At 26.7% G+C, this 12,285-nt stretch carries 9 protein-coding genes and 1 other annotated feature (1 of these 10 running past the window's edge); of the genes, 7 read left to right on the forward strand and 2 right to left on the reverse strand.

The window, feature by feature from the left end; genetic code table 11:
• Nucleotides 1-169 (forward strand) — a binding site (T-box leader); it begins 63 nt to the left of the window's first position.
• A 120-nt stretch (nt 170-289) separates the two neighbouring features.
• Nucleotides 290-811 (forward strand): tryptophan transporter, encoded by a 522-nt coding sequence (locus COL3_RS18515; protein ID WP_008423240.1) that lies wholly within the window; start codon nt 290-292, stop codon nt 809-811.
• Between the two features lie 120 nt (nt 812-931).
• Here the strand turns inward: COL3_RS18515 and COL3_RS18520 are convergent, their stop codons facing one another.
• Nucleotides 932-1,648, reverse strand: coding sequence for a polysaccharide deacetylase family protein (locus COL3_RS18520; RefSeq protein WP_008423241.1), 717 nt, complete (start codon nt 1,646-1,648; stop codon nt 932-934).
• A 229-nt stretch (nt 1,649-1,877) separates the two neighbouring features.
• Between COL3_RS18520 and COL3_RS18525 the strand changes: the two genes are divergently transcribed.
• The 3 genes from COL3_RS18525 (at nt 1,878) to dut (ending at nt 8,462) form a co-directional block, all read left to right on the forward strand.
• Entirely contained in the window at nt 1,878-7,163 is a 5,286-nt protein-coding gene (locus COL3_RS18525) for a diguanylate cyclase (RefSeq protein WP_008423242.1), read from the forward strand.
• A gap of 101 nt (nt 7,164-7,264) precedes the next feature.
• A complete protein-coding gene (locus COL3_RS18530; RefSeq protein WP_008423244.1) occupies nt 7,265-7,795 on the forward strand; it encodes a prealbumin-like fold domain-containing protein in 531 nt (176 codons plus the stop codon).
• 226 nt (nt 7,796-8,021) lie between these two features.
• Nucleotides 8,022-8,462 (forward strand): dUTP diphosphatase, encoded by a 441-nt coding sequence (dut, locus tag COL3_RS18535; protein ID WP_008423246.1) that lies wholly within the window; start codon nt 8,022-8,024, stop codon nt 8,460-8,462.
• Between the two features lie 491 nt (nt 8,463-8,953).
• Here dut and COL3_RS18540 read toward each other — a convergent pair whose 3' ends face one another.
• The gene (locus COL3_RS18540; protein WP_008423248.1) at nt 8,954-9,511 is read right to left on the reverse strand and encodes a class I SAM-dependent methyltransferase; all 558 of its coding nucleotides are present in this window, start codon (nt 9,509-9,511) and stop codon (nt 8,954-8,956) included.
• Between the two features lie 359 nt (nt 9,512-9,870).
• On the opposite strand from COL3_RS18540, the gene COL3_RS18545 reads away from it, so the two are divergent.
• From COL3_RS18545 to COL3_RS18550, 3 genes are read left to right on the forward strand one after another with little or no spacing between them, the layout of a single operon-like run.
• Nucleotides 9,871-10,428: an accessory gene regulator B family protein gene (locus COL3_RS18545; RefSeq protein WP_008423251.1), complete on the forward strand. Its 558-nt coding sequence runs from the start codon at nt 9,871-9,873 to the stop codon at nt 10,426-10,428.
• Between the two features lie 45 nt (nt 10,429-10,473).
• A complete protein-coding gene (locus tag COL3_RS29615; RefSeq protein ID WP_008423252.1) occupies nt 10,474-10,599 on the forward strand; it encodes a hypothetical protein in 126 nt (41 codons plus the stop codon).
• Between the two features lie 32 nt (nt 10,600-10,631).
• The gene (locus COL3_RS18550; RefSeq protein ID WP_008423253.1) at nt 10,632-11,894 is read left to right on the forward strand and encodes an ATP-binding protein; all 1,263 of its coding nucleotides are present in this window, start codon (nt 10,632-10,634) and stop codon (nt 11,892-11,894) included.
• Nucleotides 11,895-12,285: the final 391 nt, after the last annotated feature.

The raw sequence follows: 12,285 nt of genomic DNA on the forward strand, positions 1-12,285 counted from the left end.
ATTTCAGTACGGTAGTTAGTGATGAATGGGCCTTTGAGGAGCGAGATGAAATCTTTGAGAGTAGTTTAGCCGTAAGTCGCACGTTATAGCGAATAAGATATATTTGTATCTGAAATGAGAGGCATTTTATGCAATTTAGGTGGCAACGCGGATAATCTCCGTCCTATTTATTATAATAGGACGGAGTTTTTTTTATACTTTAGAATTGGGGCGTGATAGTTATGTTATGAAAGAAAGTGATGTTAACGTAGGAATAAATTAAGCAAAGATTAACAAGGGGGATTTTATAATGAATACAAAAAAAATGGTTACAAATGCAATTTTAATAGCGGTAGGAGCAATATTACATCAACTTACACCTTTACTTGGTGTGCCAATGCAGCCGGACTTATCATTAGCAATTTTATTTATAATAATAGTATATAATAAGGATTATAAGACAGCAGTAATATGCGGAATTGTTGTAGGTGTATTTGCTGCACTAACTACAAAGACACCAGGTGGACAATTACCTAATATAGTAGATAAATTTTTAACAACTAATATCATGTATATAATACTAATACCTTTAAGAGCTAAATTAAGTAAGCTAATTCAAATAAGCATTTTGCTGCCAATAGGAACATTAATTAGTGGAACGCTTTTTATAACAGTTTTAATGATGCTTGGCGGAATCCCAGTTGATAAAATTGGAGCATTATTCACAGGAGTAGTAGTACCAACTGCAGTATTAAATGTGATATTAGGTATTGTACTATTTAAGATTGTAGAAAAAACTGTAGCAATTACAGGGGCTTTTGCAACAGAGTAATAAGAAGAATAATTAAATTATAAAACAAAAAGTGGATTAAATTATTAGTTAAACAATTTAATCCACTTTTTTCATTATAATTATTTTGATCCAATGGAATATGTAATAATAGCTATAGATCTATTTTTTCATAAAACGATATTCTTCAGGTGTATCTTCATCTATTTTTTTAAATTCATATCCTTGGTCTTTATAATACTTAATTATTTCAGGTAAAGCTTTTACGGAATTTTTACTTTGATACCCGCAATGCATTAAAAGTATTACACAATCTTTTTCGCTTTTTGAATTTTTAATAAATCTGCTAGGACTGTCCTTAGGATGTTCACCATCACCGCTATCTGTATTCCAATCATAAATTTTCAAATTATTTTTGTGAAGCAGGTCAACCATGGAATGAGAAATTTTATAGCAATTATTATTGCAGCCAAATGGAAATCTTAATATATTTGGCTTAAATCCAACTATAGAACCTATAACCTCTTGGGAGTCCAACATTTCCTTTAAAAAAGCTTCATTAGAACTGTATAGACAATTTTTTTTATGACTCATGCTGTGAAGACCAAGAGAATGCCCTTCATTATAAATTCTTTTCACTATTTCTTCTTGATCCTTAATCTGATTTCCTATAAGGAAGAAAGTTGCAGGAACGCATTCTTTTTTTAGTATATCTAAAGTATCTTGTGTTACTTTTCCAGCAGGTCCATCATCAAAAGTTAAATAAACTATCTTTTTTTCACTTGCATAAACTTTAATAGTAGTTGAAAGTTGAAAATTGATTATACTAATCATCAGTAGTACTATAGAAATTGATTTTTTTATTAATTTAAAATACATATAATCACCTTCATAAATAAATTTTGTACAAAAAGTATTATGTCCTAAAATTTTATTTCTATGATTGAAAATTATAAAACCTCAATGTTAAGTAAAAATTAAGTAGATTAATGTAAATTCAAAGCTAATATTAAGCAATAAATATGTTTTTATGTAATGCTAAAATATGGTATAATATTAATAAGGTTGGTAAAATTTAAGATTCATAAGGGAAAGAGATGGATTAATAGTGAGAAATGTGAATAATAAATATCAGATAGAATATGAATTAACTGTTGAGGAAAATTTTTCGAATTATCTCGTTTTAGATTCAGAAAACAATGCAAAATATGTTCTATGTATTTTAAAAAATGATTTTACCTATGAAAAAACAAGAGAATATTTATTAAGTAAATTTAAAGCTATTAAAAATCTTAATTTTGACTATATGGTAAATACTGTTGATATTGAAATAATTCATAGTATTAATGGTATAAAATTAAATAAGCCTCAATATGGATACTTAATGGAGTATGTTGAATCTAAAATAAATACCCAGGATTATCTCAAAAGATGTACACCTTATAAAAAACTAGATATATTCATGGAATTATGCGCGGCTATTAATACATTGAATAAAAAAGGATATATATTTGATGATATTTCAATTAAAGATATAAAATTAGTTCCGATATCAAGAAATAATGTTAAAGTTAAAATTAAAAATTTACTGCAAAATGAATTCAGAAAATTCAATTTATTAAATTCGTCTTTCAGCTCATACCCTTATCAATACAACATTGAAAGTAGAGATGAAGGTAATTCTAATAAGGATAATATTGAACTGGTTATAAAATTGTTCAATCAAATATTTAATGAAGAAGATATTAAAACTCATTTAGTTGAATTAAAGCATATAAAAAAAATATATAATCAAAACACTATCAATATGTCACTTAATATTAAATATTTTATAAAAGATATAAATAATAGACTCGAAAAAAATTATAAGTTGTTTTTTGTTGATGATTTAAATAAGCTTAATACTAATTTAGATATAATCGGTATGGAAGAAGAATTGAAGATAGTTGAAAAAAATCTTCAAAAAGTATTAGAAAGTAAGGAAAAACATAAAATAATAGCATTTAACGGTGAAGATGGAAGCGGAAAAAGCAGGCTTTTAGAAGAAATTAGATATAAAATAGAAAATAAGTACTTTAAAGATATTATATATGTTAAGGATTTCAGCGATAATAATTTGAGCATGGAAGAACTATATAATTATATATTAAATTCTATTTTAAGGAAGGTTGATAAAAACTTAAAAGATAAATATGAAATTTATTTAAAGAAATTTGTTTCAATATTGATTGTAGGAAATTCTGTAAGTAATGAAAGTAAACAAAAGCACCAGTTAATTAATAGAATTGGCAAGTTTATTAATGAATATACTATGACTAAGCCGTTTATTATTATTATAGATGACTTAGATCAAAGAAACGAAGTTTTTAAACTGTTTATCAGATATATTACATTTCTAGGAAGTAATTTAGAAAATACAATAATTATATTTTCTATGAATGAAAGTAAAAGTAGCGGAAGCTTTTTAGAATTTATAAATAATCTTAAGAGGTTAGAGCAATACGAGGAGTATAAAATTAATTATCTTAATCAATATAATACTACTAAGATGATTAAAAGTATGCTTAATACAAATGAAGATATTGATAAGTTAGCAGTTAAAATTTATTCTGAGACTTTAGGAAATCCACAATATATAAGTGGAGTAATAAAGGAATTATATGAAAATAAATCGCTATATTTCGATGAAGTTAGCGGAAAATGGAAAAATAATATTAAAACAAAAGATATATTAATACCAAAAACTTTAGAAAGTAGATTAGAGGCAGGACTATCATTATTAGTTAAAAAAGAAATTGAAGTGATAAAAAAATTATCTATTTTTGAGACACCCCTCTCGGAAAAAATTATTTTAGAATATGTCATAACTGAAATAGATGATGTAAGGGTATACAGGCATTTAAAATCAAAAGGTATCTTATCGGACAAAATAAGCGACCAAGGAATACTTGTTGGTTTTACAAATAATTTATTAAGAAATATTGTTTACTTGAAATTGAATGAAGAAGAAAAAATGAAATTGCATTCTAATGCAGCCATTTTTATGGAAGAAATTTTATTTGAAACAGATTATTATATAGAAGAATTCCTAATTCATTTGGAAAGAAGTAATGATTATAAGAAAGCGCAATTCTATGCGTTAAAGTACGCTGATGGGCAAGATGCATTAGGAAATTCAGAGAAGGCTTTATCATATTATAAAAAAGTATTAAAGTATCCAAATTGCTTAAATGGAAGTTCAGTAGCTATAAATATTGCAAAGCTTTATGAAAAAAATTCAGAACATGAAAAGAGCTACGAATACTTCGAGAAAGCAAATCAGTATGCAGTTCAAAATGATGATTTGCAAAATCAAATATATACATTACTAGAAATGATAATTATAAAGATTAATGATACTACTAATATGGATACAGAAATAGAATATTTTTTAAATTATGCACGGAAGTTGTTAGACAAAAAGTTTTTTGCTAAGGGAGAGGCATATTATTATTATGCCTTGGCGTTAAAATACGAACTAGAATATAACTATAAACAAACCTTAGTTAATGCGGAAAAAGTATTAATTATATGCAGAGAAAATAGAATAAAAGAAGATATAAATGGATGGGCGGCAATAACACTGGCAGGTGTATACATTAAAGAGGGAATCTATACTGAAGCTAAAAATTATTGTATACATGCTATCGAAATTTTTGTTGATAATAATAACATTAATGGTGAATTATATTGTAAGCTATTTTATTCATCAATTTGCAAAATTGAGGGTGATGATAATAATATAATTCTGCAACAATATTTAGAAGTGACAAGACTTAGCAATAAGTTTAAAGTATATAAGAAAGAAATATTGAGTTTAATTTACATTGCCAACATTTACAGTATAGAAAAAAGGTACGCTCTTGCAGAAAAATACTTATTAAGAGCATTGGAAAGAGAGAGAGAAGAAGGAATTGATTCATATTCATTTAATATTTGCAGTGAGTTTTGTTTGCTATATATAAAATTAGGGAGAACAAATTTAGCGGTAAAATATTATTATTTAACTAAGCAAATGCAAAAAGGGCTTAAGTTATCAGAAGAAGAAGTCATTAATATAAATTACACATATGCTTTATACAATTTATTAATATGCAATTATGATTTAGCATACGATTATCTCAAAGAGGTATATACCTTAATATTTAATACAAACAATTTTCATTATAAAATTATAATATGTAATTACTATGAATTAATGTTATATAAATGTAAAAGCGAAGAAGATATAAGAACTGTTTATGGAAAATTAGATGAGCGTATAAAAAAAATCGAAAATCAGGAGGCAGAACTTGAGATAAGATTAAATGCGATTAGACGGATTTTATTTTTAGGGTACAATAACTTTGCTAAAGAATTATTCTTTAATCTTACTGGATATCCAAAAGATTATAATATGGAAGGAATCTATTTATACCTAGAATTTAATTTCAGGGAGAAAAATTATTATAATTTTTTAATTAATAAGGCATTAAGAATATGTGTATTTGTAAATAATCAGGAAATTAAAGCTGATATATATGCTATGATTGGACAAAAGTATAGAGAATTAAAATGCAGTGCACTAGCAATAAACTATTATTATGAAGCAATAGCATTGCACCTAGATACAATTAATTTTTTACCACAAGGTGATAAATTAAAATATGTAAATAATAGTGGATTTTTATCAGTACGTAAAAATTTTATGGAATGCCTAAATCACGATTTAAATATTAATATGAAGTTTAAGGAAATTAAGCCCATTAAAGAACATGAGGAACTTAATAGAACATTAAAGGAATTAAATTTAAAAAATATTTTGGGAAATAAGGCTGTGTATCAGCTAGCTCAAAATTTATATGAAAAATGTTATTATAATGATTTTAGCGACATATATAAAGTATTTAAGAAATTTTCTAACGATACTATTATTGATATAGGAAATATTATTAAATATATGGCTAGATTAACATTAGCGGACAAGGCTATGATTGTTATTGAAAATAATGAAGGCGAAAACGATATTATATGCACATACAGAATTACTGATAAAAATGAGATAAATAAATATTTTTCCATTAATGTAGATTCAGAAGAGGATATATTTGTTATTTGTAATAGTGATGCTAGGTTTTACCAACTAGATGATAAAATATTAAAAGATGAAATAAAATCATGTATGTATATGAAAATAATAAATAGAGAAAAGAATATCAACAGTAGTACTGGAATTAATGCAAGATTAATCTTAATTGCTAATAGTGCAATGAATAATATCAATGAGGATTCAAAAAAAATAATTGAGCAATTTAAACCATTTTTAACTTTTTTATTAGAAAAGCACAAACTTACAATAACTTCTACGTTAGATAAGCTTACAGGTGCTTATAATAGAAAGTATTTTGAAGAAGCATTGCTTTACTTACTAGATAATGCAAAGTTAGAAAAAAGAGATTTTGCTGTAATGATGTTTGATATTGATGACTTTAAAGGGGTTAATGATAAGTATGGGCATCAAACAGGAGATGAAGTATTAGTCAAGTTATCTAAAGAGGTTAAAAAATGCCTTGGAAAAAGCGATATTATTGGAAGGTATGGAGGGGAAGAGTTCATAATACTTTTACCAAATTCTAATAAAGAAAAGGCTATTAATATGGCGGAAAAAATGAGAAGTAATGTAGCGGATGCAAAAATACTAGGTGATAAAAGAAATATAACTATTAGCATTGGAGTAGCAGTAAGCGATCACGAATCATTAAATAGTGAAGAAATAATTGAAAGAGCAGACCAAGCCTTGTATAAAGCAAAACATGAAGGTAAGAATAGATATGTTCTTTGGGATAACGACTATGGAGTAAGCAGTAACGCAGGGAATGAATTAACTGGAGTTCTATCAGGTAATGCAACCCAGGATTATAATTTGGCATTAAACTTAAAAGAAGTTGCTAATTTAGTTAAGTTTAAAGCTGACCAGCAAGATAAGATTTATCAATTTATACTAAAAATAATGCATGTAATTGAATGCGAGACAGCTACAGTATTTATTATAAAGGATAAAAGAATAATTAATAAGTATAGCAAATCTAGAGCAAAAGATGGCTGGAATATGGGAGAAAAGTTTAATTTTGATTTAATCTATGAAGTTATAGAACAGGGAAAAGGAGTGTACTTGGTAGATTGGGATAACATGGATAACCATAATCAATTCGGTATACCAGATTGGAAATCAGTTTGCATAACTCCAGTAATGTGCAATGGCGAAATTCTTGCGGTTTTATATCTCTCAGTTTCAGTAAATAAAAAAGAATTTAGCTGTAACGATTTTAATTTACTAAATTGTTTTGTGGAGATAGGTATTCCAATTTTTTATTAATATTGTAAATTAAATATTATTATAGGTGCCTAAATCATAATCACATAAAGAGTTTTTCAGCATATTATATTAAGAGAAGTAATATAGAAGAGGAGCTTTTTATGAACGAGATCGTTTCTTCTAGAGATAACAATAGAGTCACAGAAGGCATAAACCATATAGTATCATCGGGAAATAATGAAATAAAATATTGTGAAAGTAATGATGAAAACTATGAGTTTAAAGCAGTCGAGCATAAAGAAATTGAACAAGAAAAGATAGTGGATGCAAATTTAGAGAAAATAGAAGATAAAAAGTTCAATAATGGAGAAATTGAAGTTACATCAATCCTGGACTGTGGGGAAAATGAATACTTACAAGGGGTAAAAATTAATTTGTATAAAATTAATGGTTTATCTCCAGTTCTTATTAAATCAAAAATTACAGATGAGGAAGGAAGAGCTATTTTCTCTGAAATTGAGGAAGGTTGTTATAGGATAATAGAGATTATAGATAAGAGATATTTTGAAAAACCTAAGTACATTAATTGGAATGAGATTATAATTGATAATATTAATAAAAATCAAAAAATAGTGATAGTTAATAAAATTAAAAGGTCTGAAGCTCAAAACAAACATAAGCATTTAGTGTAAAAATATACATTATGTTAATTGTTGGAATATATAATTTTAAACAATTAAGTATATATTCTAGATTAGTGCACAGTAAACAATATATTATCCCGATTAAAAAGAGTGTCAAGGAAAATTGTGGATTTTAGGTTGTATATTGTGCATTAATATTTATAAATGTACTAGATTTTTTTATTTAAATTAAGCTATAATCATAAATATTATGAGTTTTAAAGTAGGTGTAATAATGGAAAATTATATATTAAAAGTAAAGAAAGTCGATGATAAGGCTATATTGCCTAATTATGCGCATGCTGGTGATGCAGGTTTAGATTTATATGCTGTAAAAGAATTAACCCTTAAACCTGGTGAAAGAGGCTTAGTACATACAGGAATACAAATAGAACTCCCTAAAAATACAGAAGCTCAGATAAGACCAAGGAGCGGATTAGCATTAAAAAGTGGAATAACCACATTAAATTCACCAGGAACTATAGATGAGGGATACAGAGGAGAAATAGGCGTCATATTAATTAACCATAGCAACGAAGTCTTCAAAATAGAATCAGGAATGAAAATTGCACAAATGGTCATAAAACCAGTATTTAAAGTTGACATAATTGAAACATCAGAATTATCAGATTCAGACAGAAGTGAAAGAGGCTTTGGGTCGTCTGGAATAAGATAACCACACAGTTAGTGAAAAATTAGAAGTTATAAGTAAAATTTGAATATACATAACTGATATAGTAAAAAAATATATATACAATATTTACTAGATTTAAGCGTATACTCAAACAAAGAAATTAGATACATGTGTGTGAAATAGGCATTTGAAAATGAGCTGTTGAAGGTTCTTAATGTGCTACCCCCTATTTACGCTTGATATATTGCGTATCTAAATGAGTCTGAAATTTTACATTTAATTTAGTCTTTAAATATATCTTAACCAGAATGAGTCACATACTTTTGTGGAATGTTTCATTAGGAATTTTGATGGTTATGATTCTTAGAAGAAAAGTTGTTCCAAATATGCTAGTTCAAAGCTTGTCTTTGAAGCTAGCATTTTGGGGCAACTTTTCTTCTTAGAATCATCCATCAAAATTCCTTAGAAACTGGAACAAAAGCATGTGACTCATTTCGGTGAGTTAAATTTAATGTCTAGATTAAATGTTGTATCTATAATTTTAGATAAACGTTGAATCTGCTTGGGTTGTAGTAACCATCGATTATTTTCCAACCTTCAAAATCTTTTTTGTCGTAAAGTAGATGTTCTTTTCTATGTGAAGTTACTGGTAAATCTCCAATAAATATAGCCTCTTTTGCTACTCTCTTTAGTTCAGCAATAGCTTGTTTTGCATATTCTTGATTTGGAAAATAATGAAATGCTCCAAAACAGAATACCTTATCAAAAGTTTTATCCTTAAAGATTAGATCATTTGCTTCGCCGTGTAAAACTGAGTTATTTAGAAGCTCTATATGTCTTTTTACAAGAGATGTTGAGTAATCTACACCAACATATTCACCACATTTTATATATTGAGCTAGTCCACCAGCGCCACAAGCTACTTCAAGTATTTTATCAGTTTCTTTAATATCTAATTCTTTTACGATTTGTTTTGCGATTTCCTTTACATCGGCGCAAGTATCTTCGTAACCATCAAGTTCTTCCAAAGAAGTAGTGTTACCATTTCCTTTTCTTTCCCAAACTTCTTTCCAATATGACATATCTTCCATAATTCTCTTTCCTCCTAAAACTTGATATAAAATCAATTTAATGAAGTTCAATAATTGAACAAGATTATATTACCACCGTTCAATGTTCACTACAATAAGTTCATAAAATAATTCTATAAAATCTCAATTATACATCAAAATGAAATATTTGCAGGACTTAGTAGAAAAGATACTTGAATCAATAAAATGATTTACTAATTTATCCTATCATTTTTGGAAATAAAAAATAATGTCAAAATAGTCTGTATTTTCAAAGTATTCAATAAAATATACATGATTTATGAAAAATATGTTGAAGAGGAACATAGAATGGTATATAATGTTATATAATTAGAAGAATATATAAAAGAGAGATAAAAATGGTAAAAAGTGTTTCCAAGAAAATCATAAATAGTATAGCAACAGATAAAAACTATAGTAAAGATGAACTTGAGCAAATGGAATACGCTTTAGTAACTATTTCATTTGAATTGATAAAAATGATTTCCTTAATAATAATTTTCTCGTTATTTGGTTATTTCAATAAAGTAATTATTATAGCCATAGTAATGTTAGTGACGAAACCTTTTATAGGAGGATATCATGAAGACACCCAATTTAAGTGTTTTATAGCTACAATGCTATTAACAACTGGAATCTTGGTATTAAGTTTGCAATGTAATCTTAGTTTTATTGGTAATTGTATATTAATTTTACTAAGCATATTTTGTATATGGAATCAAGCTCCAGTAATAAATCCTAAAATGCCGATTTCACGCCCTCAACTGATAAAAAAGAATAGGGAACGGGGTCTGGGTGCTTCAATAATTCTTGGAGCAATATCTATTATTTTATATAACTATAGTGGTTATTATTCTTTGATAACCTGGACAATCCTATTTCATGCTGTACTAATGTTTAATAAAAGAGAAAGCTAATACTATTTATTAATTAATATGGGTAATTAAAGGGAGATGGTTTTTATGGTAAAAAAATTAATAGGTGAAATATTAAAGAAAATATCTGATTCAATGATTACACTAGCTCCAGCATCATTTTGGGGTAATGGCGTTGAAGAAATGCCTGAATCTATGAAAAAACTAAGATAAATCTCAATTAGAGAAGCTAAGGAGGACGTAAATTGGCATTACTCTTTATAGATATTATAACTTCAATATTTCAATCAATGATAATGGCGTATACAATATATTATTGTGTGACTAATAAGGAAAAAAACAGTAAAGTTAAATTGGTGATCAGCATATTAATATTTATTTTTATATCTACCTTTTTGTCTGGAACCTTTGGAGATAATTTTACATTGGGTATATTTGTAACTCATATACTAGCATTAATTGTAGCAGTTTTGCTATATAGAAAAAATCCTTTAGGTACGATTGCATCATACACATTAATTTATTTTACTTTAGGTATATACTCAACTATATTTGGAAATTTGATTTTCGAATATATAAAAGAAGTTTTACCGATTTATTATATCGATTATGAAAAGATTTTCATAGTATATGCTCCTGAATGGATATTAATACTTTTATGTTTTAAGTATATAGAAAAAATAAAACAAATATATAAAATTATTGTTTATGAAAAGTTTTCGACAAGCATTTTACTTTTAAGTTTTGTCCTTGATTTTATTGTTACATTTTATTTGTTAAATTTGTCTGACAAAAGGCAATTTGTACAGAATATTGCATATGTAACTTTTTTTATGTTTATTGCAGCAATTTTAGTTTATTTTTGGAAAATACATCAAAAATCAAGCCATATATATAAATTAAATCAAGCTCTAGAAGTTAAAAATAATGAGCTTAGGAAAATAAAACATGATTATGGAGCACAAATTTCTTATTTGTATGGCCTCTGTCTGATGGAAAGATTCGATGATTTAAAAAAATCATTGAAAGATATCATAAATAATAATCAATCCACATCAACAGCAGTAGAAGTTACAGAAAATGAGCAATCAGTACTATCACTTGCATTAAAACCTGCCATAGATACCGGGATACATGTAATAATTGATCAAAATTGCGATTTCAAATTAATAAGCATGGATGAAATGGAGTTATTTAGGGTAATATCCAATATTGTTAACAATGCAATAAAAGCGCTGAATGGTGAAGGGATAATAATTGCAAAAAGTTATGAATACTTAGGTAATGTAGTAATAAAAATAGAGAATAATGGACCTAAGATAGCAGAAAGCCACTTAAAAGATATTTTTAAAGTGGGCTTTACTACAAAGGAGAATAGCGATAGGAGTCATGGGTATGGCTTAAGTATTGTAAAAGAATTAGTCGAGAAACATAATGGGAAAATATCTGTTAAAAGTACTGATGCAGCTACTGAATTCAAAATAGTTTTACCAGTTAATAATACATAATAATAAATTATTTGAAGTACATATTTTATAAACTAAAAGTCAATAGAGGATTTTTCAACCTATTAATACCTGGAAAGTAAATATTCGTAAATAATATCAAAATAGTATAAAGTACTTAATATTTTTAGGTATCTTTTGCTATTTTTTTATTTGAAATTATGTATATCTAATATGAGATGTATAGATTTATTTATTAGATAATAAAAATGTACCGTTATTACAAAAAAGTATTTTAAAAATTCAGAATAATAGTGTAAACTATATAATAAAGTGATTAAACTTAACATAATAAAAAGGGGTGCTAAGGCATGTATAAAATAGTAAGTAAAAGGGAGCTTACAAATAATATATTTTTAATGGATATAGAAGCTCCAAGAGTAGCAAAGTCTGC

Source organism: Clostridium sp. LS (assembly GCF_002760435.1).
GTDB lineage: Bacteria > Bacillota > Clostridia > Clostridiales > Clostridiaceae > Clostridium.